Here is a 23,573-nt window from a genome sequence, read left to right as displayed (position 1 = left end):
TCATGGATAGCAAATTACAGGCACAAGAAAGCCAGCAGCAAGGGCAGCAGCAGCACTCCGGGCAGCCGAAAGGCAACCCGCTTGCCGAGCTCAATAAAATAGGTGGTTTTGGCTTTGTTGAATCCGTTGTAGACGGTATCGCCAATATGAACCCAACAAGAAAGGCAAGAAAAGAAATCTTCCTAAATGACAGCAATAAAGCAGACGAAAGAAAAGAGCTTCTTCAGAAGATCAATCTTTGGGTAAACCTTTTAGAAGGGAATGAATCTGCAGATAAAATGGCTGATACGTGCAAAAGTAAAGCACAACAGGCCGATCACAACTTAAAAACAAACTTAAAAAATACACTGGATGCCGTTCGCCTGTTGGAAACGAACTACAGAACAGTAGCTCAATTCTATAAAAATACAGAATTGGACAAAGTGGATAACGTAAGCATCGTCAATGCAAGCCTTGAGCAGGTTTCAGATCTGGATAATCCTTTATTCATTGATGCTATTGCAGAAGAGTTCAAAAACTATTATGACCGTCTTGACCTCAGAGACAACTACTCAATCCTTGCCATACCAGGATATTTAGGATCCAACAAAGTAATTGAGAAATGGGCAAAAATCTGTAACGAAAACAAAGTAATGATGGTTACAGACTTCGCCAACCTTGATAAACCGGATGACGTAGTAGACTTATTCCATTCTGCAAACCTTACCGGAGGTGAGCTTCACAGAAGTAACGTGATTATGACGTGTAACTGGCTGGTGGGACGAGGTAAAGCAGAAGAAGTAGGAGAAGAGGAAAATGTAGAGCTTCCACCTTCCACTTCATTAGCAGGAAAAATCCACAAAACCCTGATGTCTCAGGTAGCAGCAGGTAAAAAACACGGTAATATCAATGAAGTAGACGCCGTAAAATTCGAATTGAAGAAAAGTGAAATTTCTCAGTTGGAAAAAATGGGTCTTGTACCTATGGTTAACGAATACGGAAAAATTATGGCCTTCTCTGCGAAGACATTGTTTACAGGAGATAACATCGGTCTTCAGACGTATTCCGTAGTTCGTGTGTTCGACTATGTAACCAAAGTATTGCTGGACTTCCTGAACAGAAGAGCCTTCGAAAACTGGAATGCCAAAAACGAAGACGATTTGAGAAGACAGATCGTAACCTTCCTGGACAATATCAAAGGACCGGACAAACTGATCGAGAAATTCAAAATTGTCCGTTTCGAGCAGGATAGAGTAAACAAAGACAGAGTATGGCTGGATATCCGTATGACCCCTTATTTCCCTACAAAAAGTTTCGTTATTAAATTAGACGGGCACAAAGGAGATGATGGTAATGAATGGGATGCAGAATACACTCAGGAGTAACATAAACATACTTTATATAACAAAAACCGATGCAATTTTACATCGGTTTTTTTTCAACCAACACCTATGAAACTGAATATGAATAAAAAGCTTATCATTGGTCTGCCTGTAGTATTGATGATCGTTTTAGTAAGCTGTGAAAAAAAATACCAGAGTCCCGGAAGTTATGAAAATGATCTTTTCGCGCAGGAACGCCAGGAAGGAAAAGCCTACATCATGAATAAAGAGGAATGCTTTGACGGCAGTGAGCTCGTTATCGCAAGTGCAGATGTAAAGCTGGCAGACAGTTCAAAAGGCCGTGGAAAATCATTCTTTCTGTATAAAGTAGGATCCGGAAAAGTATTGAAAACCGTAAGAGATTCCACAGTGAAAATGCCCATGATGTTCTTATCCCAATACAAACTGAAGCTCAGGAATAGTGATTCTATATATGTGTATCTGAAAAATCTGGAAGGCTACCGTTTTATAAGGAAAGACAGAAATCTTAATTATCAGTGGTTAAAAGCCGCTCCGGTATATTCTGTGAAAGGTGATAAATAAGTTTTATCTTTGCAGATACAAAATGCTTTGATTCCGCAATGTATAAGACAGTAAATAACATTCGTTTATTGAAAACGGTTGGTATTAGCAATGTCATACTGAGCGAAGTTGAAGTATCTCATAAAAGCAAAACAAAATTTTTTGGAGAAGGATAAACACAGTTCAGACTTTCTGCATATTGGCAGCAAAATCCTTGAATGGTATAAAATTAATGCAAGAGATCTGCCTTTCAGGCAGACAAAAGATCCCTATAAAATCTGGATCTGTGAAATCGTATTTCAGCAGACAAGGATCAATCAGGGACTGAATCACTACAATAACTTTATTAAAAGATTCCCCGACGTAAAAACGCTTGCAGAAGCCGAAGAAAATGAAGTGTTACTCTATTGGAAAGGATTGGGCTATTATTCAAGAGCCATCAATATTCATAAGGCTGCCCAACAGATTATGCATGATTATCAGGGTGTCTTTCCGGAGCAGTACGGCGAAATTTTAAAACTGAAAGGAGTGGGGAAGTATACCGCAGCTGCAGTTTCAAGCATATGCTTTGGCGGAAGAATGCCTGCTGTTGACGGAAATTTTTACCGTGTCCTGAGCCGTCTTTTTGCCGATGATTTTGATATTTCAAATTCAAAAGCATTTACCTATTTCTCTGAATTGGCCGCACTGGTAATGCCGGAGAACGTAGGAGATTTTAATCAGGCCATGATGGATATTGGCTCAGAAATCTGCAAACCCAAAAATCCGCTTTGTGGAGAATGTCCTGTAAATGAAGACTGTCTTGCATTTTCCATGCAGAATATTTCTGCTTATCCCGTAAAAACTAAAAAAGTAAAAGCAGAAGACCTTTCTCTGACTTATTATTTTGTTCACAGAAACGGACAGTTTCTCATCCGCCAGAGAAAAGATGACTTTATCTGGAAAAAATTATTTGAGTTTCCCGAAGCCATTTCGCCGGATATGGAAGAATTCATTACAGGTTCAAAAACAGTTAGTCACAAACTGACGCACAAGAATGTAACCCTTGAAATATGGAATGTAAAAGTTACTTCTGAAAAGATATGGAAAGATTTTATCGCTGAAAATCAATACGAGATAACAGATGTTGAAGGCTCTCATGAAAAATCGTTTCCGAAGCCCCTGGAAAATTACATTCAAAACGCTCTGAAAGACTGAAATTTGTCTTCCGAAATCTGAAATCTAATTTGTACTTTTGCAAAATGATTAAAAAAGTCATTTTTATTTTTGTATCTCTGCTTTTAATTTCATGTGGAAAAGACCCTTCACCAAAACCTTATGGAGAGCTGCGTCTTGAATATCCCGCACCGAAATACCAAAAGTTTGAAAACAGCTGTGCCTATACCTTTGAATATTCGGACTTTGCTTCGATTGCCCCTGCAAAAAAACCTTGCTGGTTCTATCTCAATTATCCCAAAATGAAGGCCAAGCTTTTCGTTACCTATTACCCTATACAAAACGACTTTGCAGATCACATCAAGGAAGCTGAAAAAATGGTATACGAACATACCATTAAAGCCAGTTCCATAGATACAAAATCCTTTGAATACCCTGAAAAGAAAGTATACGGAAATTTCTATGAGCTGAAAGGACAAAGTGCTTCCAACCTTCAGTTTTACGTGACAGACAGTACGAAACACTTCGTTACTGCTTATTTATACTTTAATACGAGGCCGAAACCGGACTCTCTTGCCCCTGCAGTAAACTATATCAAAAATGATATGAAACATCTGCTGGACACCTTTGAATGGAAAAAATAATTACTTTTAATATACATTGAAAAATATATGAAACTTTTAGTTGTAGGAAGTGTTGCATTTGATGCAATTGAAACACCATTTGGTAAAACGGACAAAATTTTAGGAGGTGCAGCCACTTATATCGGAATTACCTCATCAATTTTAGGCGTTAAATCCGGAATTGTTTCTGTAGTAGGAGGAGACTTTCCACAAGAACATCTTGATATGTTCACCAACAGAGATGTAAACATCGAAGGAATTGAAATTGTAAAAGAAGGAAAAACATTCTTCTGGTCCGGAAAATACCATAATGACCTTAACACAAGAGATACTTTGGCTACAGAAGTCAACGTTCTGGAAAACTTTGATCCGAAAATTCCGGATTCAATGCAGGATGCCGAAATCTTGTTACTTGGAAACCTACACCCCGGAGTTCAGCTGTCAGTGCTTGAAAAAATGAACAACCGTCCTAAACTGGTTATCCTTGATACCATGAATTTCTGGATGGATTCTGCATGGGATATCTTAATGGATATGATTGCGAAGACTGACGTTATTACCATCAATGACGAGGAAGCAAGACAGCTTTCAGGAGAATATTCTTTAGTAAAAGCTGCGAAAAAGATCCACACAATGGGTCCGGAATACGTAATCATCAAAAAAGGTGAGCACGGAGCTTTACTTTTCCATGATAATAAAGTATTTGCTATTCCGGCACTTCCGTTAGAAGATGTCTTTGACCCTACAGGAGCGGGGGATACATTTGCAGGAGGATTCGCGGCTTATCTTGCCAAAAAAGGAAAAATTGATTTCGAAACCATGAAATCGGCGCTTATCGTAGGATCCGCAATGGCATCATTCACTGTAGAGAAATTCGGAACAGAGAGAATAGAAGAAGTAAGCGAAGCAGACATGTTCAGCAGATTGAGACAATTTAAAGAATTGACTACTTTTGATGTTGAACTGCAGTAAATAAGTCTTTTTAAGAAATATTTATAATAAAAAATTGAGTGAAATTCGTTAAGAATTCTAAATTTGCAACTTGTTAAAATAGTAAAATGACAAATAAACTAAAAATCACTTTTCTTCTTGGGATTTTCATCATGATTTTTTCGTCAAATATGATGAATGCCCAGCTAAAACAAGGAGATTTGGTGGATGGTATTTCAGCTGTTATCGGGGATGAGATCGTTTTGGAATCTGATGTACTGGAGCAGATGAATTATGGTAAACAGCAAGGAGCTGCCAATACAGACAAATGCGAGTTCCTGGAAAACCTTATCAGCAACAAGCTTCTTGTATACGAAGCAAAAAAAGATACCTTAATTGAAAACCGTTCTGCAGCTATTAAAGAACAGGCTAATGCAAAATACCGCCAGATGCTTTCTCAGTTTCCGGATGAAAAAACAATGCTTGCAGCCTATAAGTTCAGAAATGCTTATGAACTGAAAAATGCGATTGAAAAAATAGATACAGACCAGTATTACGGGCAGGCAAAATACCAGAGAGTAACGGATAAAGCAGACGTAACCCCCAATGAGGTAACTGATTTTTATAATATGTATAAAACACAGCTTCCACAGGTAAAAGATGAGGTTACACTGGCGCAGATCATGATCTATCCTACATTGACGGAAGCACATAAGCAGGAACTGATCAACAGATTAAAGAAGATTAAGCAGGATATTTTAGGAGGTGAAACTTTTGAAAGCCAGGCCAGGATTTATTCTGAAGATGAAGGATCTGCAGCTAACGGAGGATTATATAAAAATATTAACAAAGGACAGATGGTGAAGCCATTCGAGGCGGCAGCACTGAACCTGCAGGAAAACGAAATTTCAGATCCTATTGAATCTGAGTTCGGATTTCATATTATCCAGTTATTGAAAAGATCAGGTAAAGTATATGATGCAAGACACATCCTGTTGAAAGCTACTCCTACTGATGATGAGATTAAAACGGCAAAAGCAAAATTAGACAGCATCAGAGGTCTTATTATTGACGGAAAAATGACATTTAAGGACGCTGCTTTTAAATTTTCAGATGATAAAAGAACAAAATTCAATGCAGGGATAATTCCGGGAGCAGACGGTTCTGATAAAATTGAGCGAGAAAGTATTCCGGGAACAATCAGCTACGAATTAGCAGGATTAAACAAAGGAGATATTACTACCGCTTTCGAAGATGAAGAAAACAAAAGAAAGCAGATCAAAATCATTAAAATTGAAGATGTAATTCCTACCCACCAGATCACCCTGGAAACAGACTTCAGCAGAATCAAGCAGATGGCGCTGAATAAAAAGAAAAGTGAAATGGTAGAAAAGTTTGTCAATTCCAAGTTACCGACAACTTTTATTTCAATAGACAAGCGTTATGATACCTGTAACTTCAAATCTAACTGGAAGAAACAGTCCTTATCAAAATAAAAATAAAACCTTCAGAACTTCTGGAGGTTTTTTTTGCATTATATTCTAGTGCAGCCCTTTCAGCCTCTCCAATTATTATTGAAAATATCGCAGTATATTTCACGTAAAACCGTTGTTTTTAGTATTTTTACGCATGAGCAATTTTATAGATTTTAACGCTGCAAAAAAACTTCATGATATGGAGGCTATCCAAAATAGAATTTCACACCTTTTTAATATTAAATATCCCATTATCCAGGCCGGCATGATCTGGCACTCGGGATGGAGGCTGGCTTCTGCTGTTTCTAACTGCGGCGGGCTGGGCATCATAGGAGCAGGAAGCATGTATCCTGATATCTTAAGAGAAAATATTCAGAAATGTAAACTGGCAACGGATAAACCATTCGGAGTCAATGTACCGATGCTGTATCCAAATATTGATGAAATTATTCAGATTATCCTTGAAGAAGGAGTGAAAATAGTATTTACATCCGCAGGAAACCCGAAAACCTATACGGAAACTCTTCAGAAAGAAGGAATAAAAGTAGCTCACGTTGTTTCCTCTACCAAATTTGCTGTAAAATGTGAAGATGCAGGAGTAGACGCCATTGTTGCAGAAGGTTTTGAAGCAGGAGGGCATAACGGAAGAGACGAAACTACAACATTCTGCCTTATCCCGAATGTAAAGAAACATATTTCCAAACCACTAATTGCCGCTGGAGGAATTGCTTTGGGCTCGCAGATTAAAGCAGCAATGATACTTGGAGCGGACGGAGTACAGATAGGTTCCCGTTTTGCGGCCACTACGGAAGCAAGTGCCCACGAAAACTGGAAAAAGAAAATTACGGAATTACAGGAAGGAGACACCCACCTTACATTAAAAGAGCTCGCTCCGGTAAGAATGGTTAAAAATAAATTCTTCAATGAGCTTGAAGATATTTATATGAACGGAAGAAATAAAGAAGCTTTGATTGCTTCATTAGGCAGGGCCAGAGCAAAACGCGGAATGTTTGAAGGGGATATGGAAGACGGAGAACTGGAAATAGGCCAGGTTTCTGCGCTTATAGATGAAGTCCTTCCGGTAGAAACTGTTTTCAGTCATCTGCTCAAAGAATTTGAGGAAACGAAAATGCCCGCTTTTTAAATATAATTTTTTTAAATGAAGGGAAGAATAATTGAGGTAAAAGGTAAAAATTTATATACAGAACACGATAATCTGTTTGAAGACAGACCCACCATTGTATTTCTTCATGATTCATTAGGTTCGGTACAGCTTTATAGAGACTTTCCGGCCAGATTATCCGAAACCGCACAGTGCAATATCCTGGCCTATGATCGTTTAGGATATGGAAAATCATTTCCCATGCTTACTCATGAGAGGCCGGTACATTATATGGAGTTGGAAGCAGATCTGCTGAATGATCTCTTGACCGAAATGGATCTGGATAAAGTAATTCTTTTCGGGCACAGTGATGGAGGTACAATAGCTTTGATTACCGCCGCAAAGTATCCTGAAAGAGTAAAAGCAGTTATCTGTGAAGCAGGACATATTTTTGTGGAAGAGGTAACGTTAAAAGGAGTCTGTGAGGCATGGGAAGCCTACAAGACGACTAATCTCGCGGAGCGTTTACAAAAGTACCACGGAGATAAAGTAGATACGTTATTCAAAGCCTGGACAGAAACCTGGACGCGAGACGACTACAGAAGCTGGAATATTGAACACCTTTTGAAACATATCACAGTTCCATTGTTGTTCATCCAGGGAGAAGCTGATGAATATGGAACATTAGACCAGGTAGAAAAAACGGTATCTCAGGTAAGTGGTTATGCTGAAAAATACATTATTCCCGGAATAGGACATACTCCTCATAAAGAAGCTCCAGAGCTTATATTGAAGAAAGCCGCAGAATTTATCGGTAAATTTTTTTAATACATAACGAGCGGTAACAATATTGATAAGACATCTTGTAATCAGGATGTCTTTTTCAATGGGAAAACTTAAAGATATACTGTTGAATTAAAGTAACTGAAGTTCCTTAGCAATATTTTCCTTTGCCCGAGCTTCATACTTTTCCTTAAAATATTCTGTTTTAAAAATACTTTCAAGTTCCAGAAAATGTTTAAGCACTTTTTTTCTTCCCGGTTTATAAAGAAAGTCCGGATAAATAGAATATTCTTTTCTGATATTTTGAGTGTATTTCAGATAAGTTTCAAAATCTTTCCCCAATACAGAAAGATCAGCATCCAAAAGATAATTGGTATCTTCCTGATCAGAACGCTGATGAGACTTTGTCGCAAGAATCTGTTCAGAAATTATTGAAATTATATCCTGATTAATATGAAGCTCAGCAAGCCTTTTTTCTGCCTTTGCAGCACTCTTTTCCTCATTGGACTTGGACGTTGCATCATAAATCACATCGTGATAGAATACAGAGAAAGAAACAGCCATGAAATCTGAAATATTCATTTTCACTGCTTCAAGTTCCATAAACATATTGTCCAGATGAAGAAGATTGTGATAATGTCTTCCTCTCTCGGAATACTGGGTTTCAATTTCTTTCCACAGTCTGCTGATCAGCTGTGCATCCTCTGTAAAAGAAAAACAAAGGTTTTCAAATTGATTTTTAAGATTCATAGAAATAGGGGGATAAAAAAAGGAACTTTTAAAAAGTTCCCTGATTTGCTTCCAGAACAGCTTTTAGCTCAGCCCAGCCTCCGCCGTTATAGCCGTCCTTTAATCCTTGAGCATTAAGATAATCCAATGCTTTTCCGCTTCTGTTTCCACTTCTGCAGAATAAGATCACCGGCTTTTCAATAGATAGAATCTCATCCTGTCTATCTTCTACTTCACCTAGAGGAATATTCTTGGCTCCATCTATATTACCGTCCATTTCAAGCTCCATAGGCTCGCGAACGTCTATTAATTCATAGTTTCCGGATTGTATTACTTCTATTAAAGACATAGTTGTTAGGTTTAAACATTAAATTAGAAACGAAATTACGTAATTTTTTTTTGAAAAAATTCCCAATTAAAACATAATTTTTTCAGAAAAGAAATCTGTTGTAGCACGAACTTTGGGAGAAATCAGAAGATTGATAAAATAATCTTAATTTTGCAGTGTGAAATTATGAGGTCAGACGCTGAAAAATATTCCCAATTGATAAAATCCAAAGCAAAAAGTTTTGGGTTTCAAAACTGCGGTATTTCCAAAGCTGACTTTCTGGAAGAAGAAGCGCCCCGCCTTGAAAAATGGTTGAAGAATAATTATAACGGCGAAATGAAATACATGGAAAATCATTTCGACAAAAGACTTGATCCGCGGCTTTTGGTAGAAGGTTCCAAATCTGTTATTTCACTTTCCTACAACTATTTTCCTGAAGAAAAAATCTCAATATTAGAGAATTATAAGATCTCAAAATATGCCTATGCGGAAGATTATCATGAAGTCATTAAAGAAATACTCCGTGAAATGGTTGCTGAGCTGCAGGAAGAGATAGGAGAGTTCGGATTTCGTGTTTTTGTAGATTCTGCACCGGTTTTGGAAAGAGCCTGGGCTAAAAAATCAGGAATAGGCTGGGTGGGGAAAAATGCCAATCTTATAACCAAACAAAGCGGTTCATTTTATTTTCTGGCCGAAATTATCTGCGATCTGGAGCTTATTCCGGATCATGCCACAACGGATCATTGCGGAAGCTGCCGCAAATGTATTGATGCATGCCCTACAGATGCCATTGTTTCAGAAAAAATTATAGACGGAAGCCGCTGCATTTCCTATGCCACCATAGAATTGAAAGACGAAATTCCGGCCTATTTTAAAAATAAAATGGAGGATTGGATGTTTGGTTGTGATATCTGCCAGGATGTATGCCCTTGGAACCGTTTTTCAGCTCCCAACAAACAGAGCCGTTTTCAGCCTAATGAAGCTTTGAAAAACTTCAAAAAAGGAGAATGGAAAGAACTTACCCAGGAAATTTTTTCGGAAATCTTCAGAAAATCACCCGTGAAAAGAACCAAATTTGCAGGGCTCAAAAGAAATATTGAGTTTCTGCAGCAGTCTTCTGACTGATTTTTTCGCTGAACTTTTGGTGACGATTCCTCTTTTGGAATTTTTATAGTTCCAAACCATAGCGGATAGTCGGCCATTCCTTAAATTTTTAGCTTTAAGGAGGTGAAGATTTGTATCAATAAGTTTCTTGAAAAGCCTTTCCTATAAAGAAAAAAAGATTTTCAGGAGATTAAATCTCACAGAAAATCAACGTTTTTTTTGTATTCTTTTAGGAGCAGTTTTTACTCTTATTTTAAATCTTTTTTGGGATTTAGTATTTTTACGCATATTTGTGAATATTTCGTAACTAAATATAGCCAATTTTTCGATTAAAACAAATACTTTTACTAAAAATTAAAGATTAAATTGTATTAAAAAAACATGACTGTGAAAACTGTATTAATGTATCTCCTTAAAGTGACAGGAATTATTGTAGGAATTGTAATTATTTACGTCATCCTCGGACTGCTGATTCCTTATATTCCTGTTTCGGCTAAAGATGATGGTCAGAAAAAAGAAATTCCTATCTATATTTATACCAATGGAGTACATACCGATATCGTAATGCCGGTAAAAAATGACCTTCAGGACTGGAGTCAGAAAATTCCTTTCACCAATACAAAATCAAAAAATACAGATTACCGGTACATCGGAATAGGATGGGGCGATAAAGGATTCTACCTGGATACGCCTACCTGGGCAGACCTGAAGTTTTCAACAGCTGTGAAGGCTGCATTCTGGTTAAGCGACTCTGCGATGCACTGTACTTATTATAATACGATGAAAGAAGGCGATGACTGTAAAATGATCATGATCAGCAGAAATCAATATCAGAACCTGGTAAAGTATGTAGAAGATAAATTTGACAGAGATCAGAATGGTAACTTTATATTGATTCCTACCAATGCGGTGTACGGCGATAATGATGCTTTTTATGATGCAAAGGGCACGTACAGCTTTCTTTATACCTGCAACACATGGTCCAATAATGCTTTAAAAGCTGCGGGACAGAAAGCCGCACTTTGGACACCTTCAGATTTCGGAATTTTTCAACACTATAAATAATATATGAAGAGGATTTATCTTTTTTTCATTGTTTTTTGGATATGTTCATGTTCTCAGGAAAGAAAAAACAATACAATAAATGCAGCAGAAACACCAGTTGTTGTAGAAAAGCGACCGGAAGCCGATCTTTCTAAACTTGAAGCAAAAGCAGAAGAAGCGTTGAAATTCTGTGCTTCAAAGAACCTAAACAAAGATTTTTGTATCCTGATTGATATGAGTCTTCATTCTGGCGTTAAACGTTTTTTTGTCTGGGATTTTAAAAACAATAAAATTTCAAAGAAATACCTTGTAGGGCACGGCTGCGGTTCCAATGCCTGGAGTAAAGATGATTCTAAAGCAAACCCGGGATTCAGTAATGAAGACGGAAGTCATCTCTCTTCATTAGGAAAATATAAATTGGAAGGAAGAGGGTACAGTGATTGGGGAATTAATATAAAATACCTGATGCACGGCCTTGAAGACACCAACAGCAATGCGTTGAAAAGATTTATTGTCTTTCATTCCTGGAACATGATGAGTGATTCCGAAGTTTTCCCGAACGGATCTCCCGAAGGATGGGGCTGCCCCACCGTTTCCAACAATGCAATGAAGGAAATAGATCCGATGATTCAGAAATCTGGAAAACCTGTACTGATGTGGATTTTTAATTAAATCTTTGTTATACCTTTGTTTTGTAAGCATCTTCTGCCCTATGAAACATACTCTTTTCCGTGAACAACAGCTCAATTGCGATATAGAAACTGCGTGGAAATTCTTTTCCTCAGCCAATAATCTTTCAGAAATTACCCCGAAGGATATGGGTTTCGTTGTATTAACGGAAATGGAAGATGACGAAATCTATGAAGGAATGATCATTGATTATTATGTTTCCCCATTATTCGGAATTAAAATGAAATGGCAGACGGAGATCACCCAGGTTGATTTCCGGAAAAGTTTCACTGATTTTCAGAAAAAAGGTCCCTACAGACTATGGAATCATCACCATGAATTTATTCCCAATAAAGAGGGCGTTCTAATGAGAGATACCATAAGTTATGAGCTTCCCATGGGATTTTTAGGTGAAATCGCCCATCGTCTCTTCGTCAGAAAGAAACTGGAACACATTTTTGATTACCGTTTCAGAGTTCTCAGTAAACTGTTCTAGATATTCAATAGGAACGGACCATTATCCTGAGCGTAGTCGAAGGGAGCCCATTATTAATAAATCAAATTTCAATTGGCTTCAGCCAAAACCTAATGCCATTTTTCAATCAGATTTTTAGAATTTGGACTCCTTCGGAATGAATGAGTGTATGAATAAACCTAGCAGCCTGTTTGTCATTCCGCAGGAATCCAAATTCCAAATAAATAGCATTATTTCCCCATTGTTTAAGTTTTTTTAACAATTCAATGGCCGGATTTTACAGGATAAATCCCTATTTTTGCAGCACTATCGTTTTTTACTGAAAAACTAATATGTTCTGATTGACATGACAGGTCTGAGGTCGTTTTTCTTATTTTATATCCTGCTGGTTTTTACCCTTTTCAATTCGAATTGGGCGGAAAAATCATTGCGGAATATTCCTCATGTTCCTCCGGTAACCAATATTCATGTTCTGGATGTTTACGAAGAAGCAGATATGAATACGCATGCATTGCCTGCTGCTTCAAAAATTGTAAAACATTCTGTCAGAAAAAATGATGCTGCCATTGCAGATTTTTCAGGAATATTAAAAGGTATTCCGAAAATTACTCTTCCGGAGATTGCAGTCTCTACTATTTGTGGAGTGAAGTCATTCCTCCATCTCCTCCAGCTGTACTAAGTTTACGTTTTTGATAATCAATTTACTTTAACGAAAATCTTATAACTTAAACATTTAAAAATGTATTATAAAACTGTAATAATTTGCATTCTTGCAACATTATTCGCTGTGTCATGCAGTAAAGACAAGGAGAAAAACAATAAAAAAGATAAAGAAGTTCCCGTACTGGAAATCAAAGAAAAAGATACCTTGGTGAGCAACCAGTTTGTCACAGATATTCAGGCTAAAAAAAATGTTGAAATGCGGTCCAGAATCGGAGGCATTATACAGCATATTTATGTCAATGAGGGACAGTTTGTACATCAGGGACAGGCTTTATTCAAAATCAATGATGCTGAATTGCAGATGGAACTGCTGAAAGCCAATGCTGCTTTAAAACAGACTGAGGCAGATGTCCGTATTGCAGAAGTGGAGCTGAAGCAGATTGAAAGTCTGCATGCTAAGAAATTTGTGGCCAATAACGAGCTGGAAATGGTAAAGGCAAAATTGTCTTCCGCCAAAGCAAAACATGCATTTGCTGATGCAGAAAAGAGAACCGTTCTTCAGAAAATAAGCTTTACAAGAATTACAGCGCCTTTTGATGGGGTGATTGACGTGATTCCGCATAAAGACGGAAGTCTGGTGGAAAACGGAACTCTTTTAACCACACTTTCGCAGCTGAACGAAGTCTATGCCTATTTTTCCATTCCTGAAAACTTATATTTTGAACTTTTAGCCCATGACAAGATCGGAAATCACCAAAAAATTGAGCTGACCCTTCCCAATGGGGTCAATTATCAGTTCAACGGAGCCTTGAAAACAGCAGACGGAGAAATCGACAGAACTACAGGTTCTATCCAATATAAAGTGCTTTTCCCAAATCCGGACCGTCTCATCAAACACGGTACTTCAGGGAAGCTTATTATTTCCGAGCAGCAGAATAACGCAATTCTTATTCCACAGAAATCTACCTTTTCCATTCAGGATAAAACCTATGTTTTCGTGGTGGACAAACAGCATAAAGTGAAAATGACCAACATTAAGATCGGAAATACCTTAAGAGATTCTTATATGGTAGAAAGCGGTCTTAAAAAAGGAGATTTAATCATTTATGAAGGGACTCAGTCTTTGAAAGATGGTGATGTTATCAAAATCAAAAAGAAGTATTAAGCTTTCATAATCTTTAAATCAATCGACTATGGTAGAAATGTTTATTAGACGAAAGGTTCTTTCGTTGGTTATTTCCATATTATTTGTATTGCTGGGGATTATGGCTTTGCTTAAGATGCCCATTACCCAGTTTCCGGATATTGTACCCCCCTCAGTAACGGTAACGGCAAAATATACAGGAGCGAATGCCGAAGTGTCTGCCAATGCGGTAGCGCTGCCTCTGGAACGTGCCATCAATGGAGTGCCGGGGATGACGTATATGTCCACGGTAACCTCCAATGACGGTCTTACGCTTATTCAGGTGTTCTTTGAAGTAGGGACAGATCCCGATGTAGCAGCGGTAAATGTTCAGAACAGGGTAACCACTATTCTGGATGAGCTTCCCGAAGAAGTGATAAGAGCCGGTGTTACTACCGAAAAAGAGGTGAACAGTATGCTGATGTATCTCAATATCACCAGTACAGATCCGAGTCAGGATGAGCAGTTCATCTATAACTTTACAGATATTAACGTCCTTCAGGAGCTGAAGCGTATTGATGGTGTAGGGCGTGCAGAAATCATGGGTCAGAAAGAGTACTCCATGAGAGTATGGCTGGATCCCCAGAAAATGGCCGCTTACCGTATTTCAGCAGACGAAGTCATTACTTCCCTGCAAAAACAGAATATTTCAGCAGCACCCGGAAAAGTGGGAGAAGCTTCTGGTAAAACCTCAAGCCAGCTTCAGTATGTCATTAAATATAAAGGAAAGTTTTTCGAGCCTAAACAGTATGAAGAAGTTCCCATCAGGTCAGATGTTGACGGAACTATTTTAAAGCTTAAAGATATTGCTAAGGTAGAATTCGGAGCAATGAATTACGGAATGGTTTCCAAAACAGACGGAAGACCATCAGCGTCGATCATGATGAAGCAGCGTCCGGGCTCCAATGCTTCTGAAGTGATTGAAAGTGTTAAAGCAAAAATGGAAGAATTAAAAGGGACTTCATTTCCACCCGGAATGGAATATAACATGGCGTATGACGTTTCCCGTTTCCTTGATGCTTCTATCAGTGCAGTACTTACAACCCTTATTGAAGCCTTTATTCTCGTAGGAATTGTAGTATTTATTTTCCTTCAGGACTGGCGGTCTACATTGATTCCTGTACTCGCTGTACCGGTAGCATTGGTAGGAACTTTTGCCTTCATGAATATGCTGGACTTCTCTGTGAATCTTTTAACATTGTTCGCGTTGGTTCTCGCTATCGGAATTGTGGTTGATAATGCCATTGTCGTCGTCGAAGCCGTTCACGTGAAAATGGAAGAAGGAATGAATGCCATGGATGCCACCATCAGTGCTGCCAAAGAAATTGCAGGCGCCGTAGTAGCAATTACCATTGTGATGTCTGCTGTTTTTATTCCGGTAGCGTTTCTGGATGGTCCGGTAGGCGTATTCTACCGTCAGTTTTCATTAACGCTCGCCATCAGTATTGTGATTTCCGGAGTGAATGCATTGACGCTTACCCCTGCGCTTTGTGCCATTATTTTAAAACCTCATGATCATCATAAGAAGAAAACCTTTATCGACAGGGCTTTTCAGAGTTTTAATACAGGCTTTGAGCGATTAACCAATGGCTATGTAAGCATTTTATCAAAATTTACGACAAGAACCACGGTTACTTTTGGACTGCTGTTTTTATTTGTCGGACTAACCTTTGTAACCAGCAGATTCCTGCCAACCGGATTTATCCCAATGGAAGATCAGGGAATGGTTTACGTAAGTGTAACCACACCACAGGGAGCAACGGTAGAAAGAACTGAAAAAGTACTGGATGAAGTTACGGTTATTGCCAAGAAGATTAAAGGAGTCGAAAACGTAACCACACTGGCAGGATACAGTATCGTAACAGAAATTGCAGGTTCATCTTACGGAATGGCAATGATCAACCTTAAAGACTGGAAAGAAAGAAACATTTCAGTAAATGATCTTATTGCAGAACTTTCAGACCAAACAAAAAGCATTGCAGATGCTCAGATTGAGATTTTTGCACCACCCACAGTTCCGGGTTTCGGGAATACCAGTGGTTTTGAATTGCGTCTGCTGGACAGAACCGGAGGAACTATCGAAAATACAGATAAAGTCACTAAGGATTTTGTTAAAAAACTCAACGAAGCTCCGGAACTGCAGAACAATTTTACCAGTTTTGATGCTACATTCCCGCAATACATGATCAATGTGGATTATGATATGGCTGCGAAGAAAGGTGTTTCGGTAGATAATGCGATGTCGACCCTGCAAACCATGCTGGGATCTTACTACGCAACGAACTTTATCCGCTTCAGCCAGATGTATAAAGTAATGGTCCAGGCAAGTCCGGAGCACAGAGACACACCGGAAAGTATCCTGAATTTATATTTAAAAAATGACAAAGGCGAAATGGTTCCGTTTTCCACCTTCATTACTATTGAGAGGGTGTACGGACCCGAAGTTTTAACGAGATATAATATGTACATGTCTGCCATGATTAATGGAGAGCCGGCAGACGGTTACAGCTCAGGGGATGCCATAGAAGCGGTAGAACGTGTAGCCAAAGAAACACTGCCAAGAGGATTCGATATTGAATGGTCAGGGATGACAAGAGAAGAGATCTTATCAGGAAACCAGACTGTTTATATCTTCGCGGTCTGTCTTTTATTCGTGTATCTTTTGTTGGCAGCGCAATATGAAAGCTTCCTTCTTCCAATGCCTGTATTATTGAGTCTTCCGACAGGAATTTTCGGTTCCTACATCGCTTTGGTTATGATGGGGCTGGATAATAATATTTACGCACAGGTAGCACTCGTTATGCTGATCGGGCTTTTGGCCAAAAATGCAATTCTGATTGTAGAATTTGCCGTAGCAAGGAATAAGCAGGGATTTGATATCATTCCGGCAGCTATTGAAGGAGCAAGACAACGTCTGAGACCTATTCTGATGACCTCTTTTGCATTTGTAGCGGGACTTATCCCATTGTGTATTGCATCAGGAGCCGGAGCGGTCGGTAACCGTTCCATTGGTACAGCAGCAGCGGGAGGAATGCTGATAGGCACCGTTTTCGGACTGGTGGTAATTCCTGGGCTGTACATATTCTTTGCAAAACTTGAAAATAAGAAGAAAGATGAAAAGATTAAATCATAAAAATATATTGTATGGAATAGCATCTTTGAGCCTCGTCTCGTGTGCTGTTCCCAAGGTAATGGAGCTGAAAAAAGCTCAGGAACTTCCGGAGGAACTTCTCAAAGCTGATAAAAACAGATCTCCGGATGAATTCCAGCAGATCAATCTGAAAGCTTACTTTACAGATCCTAACCTGCTTGAGCTTTTTGATAAAGTAGTTCAGGCCAATCCGGATTTCCAGATTGCTCAGCAGAGAGTGGAAATTGCCAACAGTTTCCTTCAAAGATCAAAAATGGATCTGCTGCCTTCCCTTGAAGTAGGAGTGGAAGCCTCCGGTAACCGTTACGGGAAATATACCATGGAAGGAGTGGGAAACTATGATACTAATCTTTCTCCCAATATAACGGAAAATCAGAAAATCAACAGAGAATTTACGCCTAATTACTGGTTGGGAGCAAGAAGCAGCTGGGAAATTGATGCATGGGGAAAGCTTAAAAATAAAAAGATGGCTGCCCAGAAGAAATTCCTGGCATCTGCTGAAGGTCTGAGATTGCTGCAGGTAGAGCTTTTTACAGATATTGCCAATCTCTATTATCAGTTAGTGGCTTTGGATAACCGCCTTGCCATTTATCAGAAAAACTATAAACTTCAGCAGAGAGCTTTTGAAATTGTTCTTGCACAGCGTGAAGTAGGTAAAGCTACCGAACTGGCAGTTCAGCAGTTTAAGGCTCAGAATAACAACTGGCTGGCAGAAATTGAACACATAAGAGTGGAAATTGTTACCGTAGAACAGGCCATTACTACCTTAACAGGAAGTTACGGTGGAGATGTAAAGCGCGGGAAAGTACTGATGCCTACCAATATGGAAATCCTGAATAAAACCATTAATGTAGAAAATGTAATTCATTCCAGGCCGGATGTAGCCGCAAATTATTATGTTTTGGAAGCGTCTCAGGCCGATGCCAAGGCGGCAAGAGCTGCTTTTTATCCCAAGATTGATTTAGGTGCCGGATTTGGACTGAATTCTTTTTCCGTAGAAACTTTTTTCAAACCAGGCTCATTAGCCGGTCAATTGCTGGGAGGGCTGATGGTTCCTGTTTTTAATAAAGGTCAGCTGAAATATGAATTTAAAGTGGCGGACAAAGAGCAGGAAATTGCTTTTTTAAATTATCAGAAAAGTGTTACCACTGCCTTTAACGAACTTCAGTCTATTCTGAAACAAACCAAAATCTACGAGCGCGTTTTGAAGCTGAAATCGGAAGAGGTTGGCTTTCTCGACCGTGGAGTAGAGGTTTCCAATGATCTGTATCTTACAGGATATGCTAATTATTTTGAACTGATTAATTCTCAGAAAAGCAAACTGACCGCTGAGCTGGATTTATTACAGTTTCAGCATCAGAATACCAGAAATAACGTCCTTCTGTTTAAAGCACTGGGCGGAAAGCTGGATTAATTTTTACTTTTTTTACGATGAAAGGGGCTGTCTTTGTAAGGCAGCTTCTTTTATATCATCAGTTTTAATGGTTTTTACGGTTTCCCGTAATGATAATTGAAATAATTCCAGGATCTTTACCCCAGTAAAAAAGTAACCATGAAAACTCTGAAAACATGTTCAGGGAGCTCTTAAGGAAAAGCAGTATAGAATATTGCGATCCCAGGCTTACGAACAGGTATTTCTGAGTTTGTTTCGAAATCTAACTTATTACAAGTTGAGATAGTTTTTTATATGATTCAAAAAAGAGACTGCCGTTCGGGCAGTCTCTTTCTGTATTGTTTACAATGTATCTGCGCCATGGCAGCAGATGGTATGCGTATTATTTAACAAGCTGAATCTCAACAGCAGAAAATCCTTTTGGAGATTTTTCCTTTTCGAAAGATACTTTGTTTCCTTTTTTCACAGGTTCCGCACAGTTGTTGTTGTGGAAGAAGATATTTTCTTTGCTGTTATCTTCTGTGATGAAACCATATCCTTTCTCACTCAGGAAAGTAACAATTCCTGTTTTTCTTGGATCTTCTTCAATAATAGGAGCTGCACCAAGCTGAATATCATCAAGGTTTACTTCCTGTCTCTGCTCAGGGGGAGTAGAAGTTAATCTTCCGAATTCATCTACATACATGAAGACATCCTCCGCTCCTTTGTTGTTGTTCGTTTTACGTTCTTCGCGTCTTAGCGCCTTTTCTTTTTGCTTTTGAATTTTTTTCTTGAAATTTTCCTTTTTAGAAAAAGAATCTGCCATAAATTATTTTTAGTATTTAGTTTCTATAAATGAGTTAGTTCAATCTGGTCCGTATAAGACCCCTATAAAGCCTGGCTGTGTTTTCTGTCATGGATAATCCCAATCATACAGAGCTTAAAAATTCCGACAAGTATTGTTCTTAATAGAAGAATAAAAGTTAAAAAGATGGCTGCTCAAAAAGCAAAGACTGAATAAAAATATTCGGGTCGTTACAGAAAACAAAGTGGTGACTTAGTTAATAATGTACAAATATACAACAATAAAATGAATAATTCTGTTTTAAATGATTGATTATCAGAAATGGTTTTACTGTCTTAGCGTAATATGTACATAAATGCCTTAAAAGGTTAATAAAAAATCCTCAGAAAACTGAGGATTATAAAAAAATATATTATAAAATGAAGTGGTGTATAATACGGGTGGGAAAGTATCAAATGTTATGCCTAAAATAAAGGCGTATTAGGGAATTATGTGAGCTTGTTTAATAAATGAAGGGGCTTTGGGACCGTATCTGACTGGTAAATAGCAGTCTATTAAAATGTATTGTTTACATAAAAAATTTCTAATTTATTTTTTTATTTCAACATGAACTTGAAAATATTATTGAAATTTTACAAAATTCCCGAAAATTTCACCATGTTAAGACGATTTTTATGGGCCATCTTTGCCTCATTAACATTTAAATATAAAAAATATGTCAACACAAAATGTAAAAGGAAAAGTTGTTTTAATTGCCGGAGGGGGTAAAAATCTGGGAGGATTATTAAGCAGAGATTTTGCTGCAAAAGGTGCAAAGCTGGCGATACATTATAACAGTGAAAGCTCAAAAGCAGAAAGTGAAAAAACACTTGCTGAGGTACAGGCATTGGGAGCGGAAGCATTCTTATTTCAGGGAGATCTTACCAAAGTAGATCATATTACAAAGTTTTTTGATGAAACCATTTCCCGCTTCGGAGGGGTGGATATTGCAATTAATACGGTAGGAATGGTGCTTAAAAAACCATTTGCAGAGACTACTGAACAAGAATACGATACCATGTTTAATGTCAATTCCAAATCTGCTTATTTCTTCCTTCAGGAAGCAGGTAAAAAACTAAATGACCACGGGAAAATCTGTACGATTGTAACTTCACTGCTTGCGGCATACACCGGATTGTATTCCACCTATGCAGGTGCCAAAGCACCGGTAGAGCACTTTACAAGAGCTGCATCTAAAGAATTCGGGGAAAGGGGAATTTCTGTAACGGCAGTTGCTCCAGGCCCAATGGATACTCCTTTCTTCTACGGACAGGAAACCGATGACGCTGTCGCTTACCATAAATCAGCATCAGCACTGGGAGGGCTTACAGATATTAAAGATATCGCTCCGCTGGTAGAATTTCTGGTAACAGAAGGCTGGTGGATTACTGGGCAGACTATTTTTGCCAACGGTGGATACACAACAAGGTAATCTTTGGCACATCTATAAAAAAACTCACTGAAATAATTTTCAGTGAGTTTTTTATGAAAATGAATCAGGAACTAAGCCGTTTTTGCCTTTCCTTTTTCCACTATACTTTTAATGATAAAGAATAAGCCAAGAAGAACAAACGGAATACTCAGAAGCTGTCCCATATTAAGGCTCATTCCGTGCTCAAATTCTACCTGGTCTACCTTGATGAACTCAATCAGGATTCTCATAACGAAAATCAGCAGTATACTGATTCCAAAATAAAAGCCTTTTCCGATGTTACAAATATTTTTCCTGTACATCACATACACAATAAGGAAAATTATAAAGTAGGAGACCGATTCATAAAGCTGGGCCGGATGTCTCGGAAGATCATCCACCTGACGGAAAATAAAAGCCCACGGAACAGTGGTAGGTGTTCCTATAATCTCAGAATTCATAAGATTCGCAAGCCTTATGAAAGTACCGCCCAAAGGAAGTACAATCGCTATTGCATCCAAAACGGTCATAAACGGTATAGCATACTTTCTTGCATAGATAAGAAGCATGATCACCAGGCCTATACCGCCACCATGACTGGCAAGACCTGCAAATCCCGTAAAATGGTAGGAGCCGTCCACTCCTTTCTGGATAGGTAAAAATACCTCAACCGGGTGTTGCGAATAATAATCAAAATCATAAAAAAGACAGTGCCCCAGTCTGGCTCCCACTAAAATCCCAATCAATGCATAGGAAAATAACGCTTCATGTGCCTGTGCGCTGAGCCCTTCTTTTTTATAAATACGCTTTAAAATATTTAAAGATAAAACAAGTCCTGCTAGAAATAAAAGTCCGTAGTATTTTATGGGCAGCCCCAAAATATTGACGATTTCGGGATTTACATCCCAGTTGATATATAATAAACTCATTGATATTGTTATCGAATTTCAGAACTGCAAAGATAGGAAAACCTAAATTCCCGAACAGAAATGCCCTTTTTCCGCATTCTATGACCTGAATCATAAAGTTTTAGGAGATGATTGCTTAGATTTGACAGTACGCCATTGTAACATTAAAAAATCTGAATTTTTTCCGCTTATTTAGGTTAAGCTTAGAAAATTGAGCGTAGCAAAAGATTTGCATGGCTTTTTCAATCAGATCACTTAAAAGATAATATTATGATAAAAGATATTTTTGGCAGACTGACCGCTTGGCCCGGTTATTTTATGGGCAGCACTTTATTGGGGATTGCCGGGCTTGCCGTCATATTCGTAAAGAATACGCAGAATAAAGATCTGAAAGCACTTCAGATTAAGCTTGACGAGTTGATTGCATCAAATAAGAATAATACCGATTCCCGGCTTCAGAACTTAACTGAAGATGAACTGGATCAGCTGCAGCGTTTTTATAAAAATCTCGAAGCTCAGCGTACAGAGAATATAAGAAAACCTGAGACCCCGGAAAAAGACATTACATACTACAGATATAAATAAACAATTATAGTATTCAGGTAGAAGCTCTGTAAACCAGCTCAGCATCCATCAAAACAGACTGGCTTGGAGCGTTGCTGTTTTTGATTTTTTCCAATGCAAGTTCTGCAGCCGCTTCGCCCATTTTTTCCAAAGGCTGCTGTACACTGGTCAGCTGGGGAAATACCATAGATGACAGTTCCGTTCCGGAAAAGCTTGCAATAGCCACTTCGTCAGGAATTCTCATTTTCTGTTCAAGCAGAAAATTCATCGCTCCCATCGCTAAGGTATCGCTGAAAGCAAAAATACTGTCAAAATCTATTTTCTTACTTAATAGCTGCTTCACTGCTTTTTTTCCATGCTCGAAAGTCATTCCATCTGTTTGAATGATCAGATTTTCATCAAAAATATTGTATTTCATCAGAATGCGTTTGTAGCCATTCACTCTTTCTACCGCATTTCGGATCGTAGAAGGTCCCATAATATGTACAATCCTTTTTCTTCCGGTCTTGATTAGGTATTCCACCATTAAGGCCGCTTTAATCGAATCATCAATAATCACCTTTGAGACATCCAGAGATTTGTGTGGAATTCTGTCAAAGAATACTAAAGGAATTCCTTTATCCATAATGCTTTGGTAAATGTCATTGTTATAAGTTTCATGGCAGAGGTTAATAATAACAGCATCCACATTAAACTCTTCCATAAGCTGCAGGTTTTTTCTCTCAATAAGAGGATCTTCATCAGACTGGGTAATAATAATACGGTAACCCAGAGGATAAAGGACGTTCTGAATTCCTTTCAAAATAGTGGAAGAAAAAGGAGTAATCATCTCCGGTACTACAAAACCGATGGTCCTGGATTGCCCGGATTGCAAATTTAAAGCGGTAAGGTTCGGTTTATAGCCCAATTTCTCTGCCGCATCCAGCACTTTTTTTCTTGTTTCTTCATTCACATTTTTATCATGAAGCAGCGCTCTGGAGATGGTAGAGGTAGATAATGACAAAAATTTGGACAGATCTTTAATCGTAATGCGCCTCATCAGTCTTGTTTTGAGGCTAAAAATAATAAAAAAATAGGCAATTGGGAACGTTCCCTGATTTTTGGGAACGTTCCCAGTTTGAATTTTGTAAAAAAAGTGTCTTGTGAATCATTTGTTAATATAGTTTTAACGAATTGG

23 protein-coding genes are annotated in these 23,573 nt (G+C 38.3%); 18 read left to right on the top strand and 5 right to left on the bottom strand.

Annotated elements, in window-relative coordinates; translation table 11 throughout:
* Positions 1-2: 2 nt before the first annotated feature.
* The 8 genes from BLW74_RS16000 to BLW74_RS15965 all read left to right on the top strand — a co-directional run bounded on the left by BLW74_RS16000 (position 3) and on the right by BLW74_RS15965 (position 7,996).
* The gene (locus BLW74_RS16000) at positions 3-1,364 is read left to right on the top strand and encodes a DUF5458 family protein (protein WP_089693918.1); all 1,362 of its coding nucleotides are present in this window, start codon (positions 3-5) and stop codon (positions 1,362-1,364) included.
* A gap of 66 nt (positions 1,365-1,430) precedes the next feature.
* Positions 1,431-1,904, top strand: coding sequence for a hypothetical protein (locus BLW74_RS15995; RefSeq protein WP_089693916.1), 474 nt, complete (start codon positions 1,431-1,433; stop codon positions 1,902-1,904).
* A 141-nt stretch (positions 1,905-2,045) separates the two neighbouring features.
* Positions 2,046-3,080, top strand: a complete 1,035-nt coding sequence (locus tag BLW74_RS15990; RefSeq protein WP_089694174.1) for an A/G-specific adenine glycosylase — start codon at positions 2,046-2,048, stop codon at positions 3,078-3,080.
* A 44-nt stretch (positions 3,081-3,124) separates the two neighbouring features.
* On the top strand, positions 3,125-3,682 hold the full coding sequence (gene gldD, locus BLW74_RS15985; RefSeq protein ID WP_089693914.1) for a gliding motility lipoprotein GldD: 558 nt from the start codon (positions 3,125-3,127) through the stop codon (positions 3,680-3,682).
* Between the two features lie 27 nt (positions 3,683-3,709).
* Entirely contained in the window at positions 3,710-4,633 is a 924-nt protein-coding gene (locus BLW74_RS15980; RefSeq protein WP_089693912.1) for a PfkB family carbohydrate kinase, read from the top strand.
* A gap of 86 nt (positions 4,634-4,719) precedes the next feature.
* Positions 4,720-6,087: a peptidylprolyl isomerase gene (locus tag BLW74_RS15975; RefSeq protein WP_089693910.1), complete on the top strand. Its 1,368-nt coding sequence runs from the start codon at positions 4,720-4,722 to the stop codon at positions 6,085-6,087.
* Between the two features lie 187 nt (positions 6,088-6,274).
* Positions 6,275-7,210: an NAD(P)H-dependent flavin oxidoreductase gene (locus tag BLW74_RS15970; protein WP_089694172.1), complete on the top strand. Its 936-nt coding sequence runs from the start codon at positions 6,275-6,277 to the stop codon at positions 7,208-7,210.
* A gap of 15 nt (positions 7,211-7,225) precedes the next feature.
* Positions 7,226-7,996 (top strand): alpha/beta fold hydrolase, encoded by a 771-nt coding sequence (locus BLW74_RS15965; protein WP_089693908.1) that lies wholly within the window; start codon positions 7,226-7,228, stop codon positions 7,994-7,996.
* Positions 7,997-8,083: 87 nt separating this feature from the next.
* On the opposite strand, the gene BLW74_RS15960 is transcribed toward BLW74_RS15965, so the two are convergent.
* The gene (locus tag BLW74_RS15960) at positions 8,084-8,701 is read right to left on the bottom strand and encodes an HD domain-containing protein (protein ID WP_089693907.1); all 618 of its coding nucleotides are present in this window, start codon (positions 8,699-8,701) and stop codon (positions 8,084-8,086) included.
* Between the two features lie 28 nt (positions 8,702-8,729).
* Positions 8,730-9,029 carry a rhodanese-like domain-containing protein gene (locus BLW74_RS15955; protein ID WP_047377132.1) on the bottom strand — a complete coding sequence of 100 codons (300 nt, stop codon included), beginning with the start codon at positions 9,027-9,029 and terminating at the stop codon, positions 8,730-8,732.
* Between the two features lie 165 nt (positions 9,030-9,194).
* Here BLW74_RS15955 and queG point away from each other — a divergent pair, with 165 nt between their 5' ends.
* From queG to BLW74_RS15915, 8 genes are all read left to right on the top strand, one after another.
* Positions 9,195-10,133, top strand: coding sequence for a tRNA epoxyqueuosine(34) reductase QueG (gene queG / locus BLW74_RS15950; protein ID WP_089693905.1), 939 nt, complete (start codon positions 9,195-9,197; stop codon positions 10,131-10,133).
* A 366-nt stretch (positions 10,134-10,499) separates the two neighbouring features.
* Entirely contained in the window at positions 10,500-11,177 is a 678-nt protein-coding gene (locus BLW74_RS15945) for a TIGR02117 family protein (RefSeq protein WP_394331233.1), read from the top strand.
* Between the two features lie 3 nt (positions 11,178-11,180).
* Complete coding sequence (locus tag BLW74_RS15940) at positions 11,181-11,828, top strand: murein L,D-transpeptidase catalytic domain-containing protein (protein WP_089693901.1); 648 nt, start codon at positions 11,181-11,183, stop codon at positions 11,826-11,828.
* A 40-nt stretch (positions 11,829-11,868) separates the two neighbouring features.
* Entirely contained in the window at positions 11,869-12,321 is a 453-nt protein-coding gene (locus BLW74_RS15935; RefSeq protein ID WP_089693899.1) for an SRPBCC family protein, read from the top strand.
* Positions 12,322-12,646: 325 nt separating this feature from the next.
* Positions 12,647-12,979: a hypothetical protein gene (locus BLW74_RS15930; RefSeq protein ID WP_089693897.1), complete on the top strand. Its 333-nt coding sequence runs from the start codon at positions 12,647-12,649 to the stop codon at positions 12,977-12,979.
* Between the two features lie 60 nt (positions 12,980-13,039).
* The gene (locus BLW74_RS15925) at positions 13,040-14,128 is read left to right on the top strand and encodes an efflux RND transporter periplasmic adaptor subunit (RefSeq protein ID WP_089693896.1); all 1,089 of its coding nucleotides are present in this window, start codon (positions 13,040-13,042) and stop codon (positions 14,126-14,128) included.
* A 28-nt stretch (positions 14,129-14,156) separates the two neighbouring features.
* Positions 14,157-17,279 (top strand): efflux RND transporter permease subunit, encoded by a 3,123-nt coding sequence (locus BLW74_RS15920; RefSeq protein WP_089693893.1) that lies wholly within the window; start codon positions 14,157-14,159, stop codon positions 17,277-17,279.
* The gene (locus tag BLW74_RS15915; RefSeq protein ID WP_089693892.1) at positions 17,260-18,711 is read left to right on the top strand and encodes a TolC family protein; all 1,452 of its coding nucleotides are present in this window, start codon (positions 17,260-17,262) and stop codon (positions 18,709-18,711) included. Before BLW74_RS15920 ends, BLW74_RS15915 begins: the two co-directional genes overlap by 20 nt.
* Before the next feature lie 361 nt (positions 18,712-19,072).
* Here the strand turns inward: BLW74_RS15915 and BLW74_RS15910 are convergent, their stop codons facing one another.
* A complete protein-coding gene (locus BLW74_RS15910) occupies positions 19,073-19,495 on the bottom strand; it encodes a cold shock domain-containing protein (protein WP_047432903.1) in 423 nt (140 codons plus the stop codon).
* Positions 19,496-20,189: 694 nt separating this feature from the next.
* Between BLW74_RS15910 and BLW74_RS15905 the strand changes: the two genes are divergently transcribed.
* Complete coding sequence (locus BLW74_RS15905; RefSeq protein WP_089693890.1) at positions 20,190-20,945, top strand: SDR family oxidoreductase; 756 nt, start codon at positions 20,190-20,192, stop codon at positions 20,943-20,945.
* Positions 20,946-21,016: 71 nt separating this feature from the next.
* Here BLW74_RS15905 and lgt read toward each other — a convergent pair whose 3' ends face one another.
* On the bottom strand, positions 21,017-21,853 hold the full coding sequence (gene lgt, locus BLW74_RS15900; protein WP_089693888.1) for a prolipoprotein diacylglyceryl transferase: 837 nt from the start codon (positions 21,851-21,853) through the stop codon (positions 21,017-21,019).
* 249 nt (positions 21,854-22,102) lie between these two features.
* Between lgt and BLW74_RS15895 the strand changes: the two genes are divergently transcribed.
* Positions 22,103-22,417 carry a low affinity iron permease family protein gene (locus BLW74_RS15895; RefSeq protein WP_089693886.1) on the top strand — a complete coding sequence of 105 codons (315 nt, stop codon included), beginning with the start codon at positions 22,103-22,105 and terminating at the stop codon, positions 22,415-22,417.
* Between the two features lie 13 nt (positions 22,418-22,430).
* Here the strand turns inward: BLW74_RS15895 and BLW74_RS15890 are convergent, their stop codons facing one another.
* Positions 22,431-23,435, bottom strand: coding sequence for a LacI family DNA-binding transcriptional regulator (locus BLW74_RS15890; RefSeq protein WP_089693883.1), 1,005 nt, complete (start codon positions 23,433-23,435; stop codon positions 22,431-22,433).
* Between the last annotated feature and the right edge of the window lie 138 nt (positions 23,436-23,573).

This window comes from Chryseobacterium culicis, from assembly GCF_900108365.1.
Lineage (GTDB): Bacteria > Bacteroidota > Bacteroidia > Flavobacteriales > Weeksellaceae > Chryseobacterium > Chryseobacterium culicis.
Note: the sequence above shows the minus strand (reverse complement) of the source record. Positions and strands in the feature narration are given on the sequence as shown.

Coding starts and splice junctions, on each gene's coding strand:
- BLW74_RS16000 (WP_089693918.1), top strand. CDS start 3: ATGGATAGCAAATTACAGGCACAAGAAAGCCAGCAGCAAGGGCAGCAG.
- BLW74_RS15995 (WP_089693916.1), top strand. CDS start 1,431: ATGAAACTGAATATGAATAAAAAGCTTATCATTGGTCTGCCTGTAGTA.
- gldD (WP_089693914.1), top strand. CDS start 3,125: ATGATTAAAAAAGTCATTTTTATTTTTGTATCTCTGCTTTTAATTTCA.
- BLW74_RS15980 (WP_089693912.1), top strand. CDS start 3,710: ATGAAACTTTTAGTTGTAGGAAGTGTTGCATTTGATGCAATTGAAACA.
- BLW74_RS15975 (WP_089693910.1), top strand. CDS start 4,720: ATGACAAATAAACTAAAAATCACTTTTCTTCTTGGGATTTTCATCATG.
- BLW74_RS15965 (WP_089693908.1), top strand. CDS start 7,226: ATGAAGGGAAGAATAATTGAGGTAAAAGGTAAAAATTTATATACAGAA.
- BLW74_RS15960 (WP_089693907.1), bottom strand. CDS start 8,701: ATGAATCTTAAAAATCAATTTGAAAACCTTTGTTTTTCTTTTACAGAG.
- BLW74_RS15955 (WP_047377132.1), bottom strand. CDS start 9,029: ATGTCTTTAATAGAAGTAATACAATCCGGAAACTATGAATTAATAGAC.
- queG (WP_089693905.1), top strand. CDS start 9,195: ATGAGGTCAGACGCTGAAAAATATTCCCAATTGATAAAATCCAAAGCA.
- BLW74_RS15940 (WP_089693901.1), top strand. CDS start 11,181: ATGAAGAGGATTTATCTTTTTTTCATTGTTTTTTGGATATGTTCATGT.
- BLW74_RS15935 (WP_089693899.1), top strand. CDS start 11,869: ATGAAACATACTCTTTTCCGTGAACAACAGCTCAATTGCGATATAGAA.
- BLW74_RS15930 (WP_089693897.1), top strand. CDS start 12,647: ATGACAGGTCTGAGGTCGTTTTTCTTATTTTATATCCTGCTGGTTTTT.
- BLW74_RS15925 (WP_089693896.1), top strand. CDS start 13,040: ATGTATTATAAAACTGTAATAATTTGCATTCTTGCAACATTATTCGCT.
- BLW74_RS15920 (WP_089693893.1), top strand. CDS start 14,157: ATGGTAGAAATGTTTATTAGACGAAAGGTTCTTTCGTTGGTTATTTCC.
- BLW74_RS15915 (WP_089693892.1), top strand. CDS start 17,260: ATGAAAAGATTAAATCATAAAAATATATTGTATGGAATAGCATCTTTG.
- BLW74_RS15910 (WP_047432903.1), bottom strand. CDS start 19,495: ATGGCAGATTCTTTTTCTAAAAAGGAAAATTTCAAGAAAAAAATTCAA.
- BLW74_RS15905 (WP_089693890.1), top strand. CDS start 20,190: ATGTCAACACAAAATGTAAAAGGAAAAGTTGTTTTAATTGCCGGAGGG.
- lgt (WP_089693888.1), bottom strand. CDS start 21,853: ATGAGTTTATTATATATCAACTGGGATGTAAATCCCGAAATCGTCAAT.
- BLW74_RS15895 (WP_089693886.1), top strand. CDS start 22,103: ATGATAAAAGATATTTTTGGCAGACTGACCGCTTGGCCCGGTTATTTT.
- BLW74_RS15890 (WP_089693883.1), bottom strand. CDS start 23,435: ATGAGGCGCATTACGATTAAAGATCTGTCCAAATTTTTGTCATTATCT.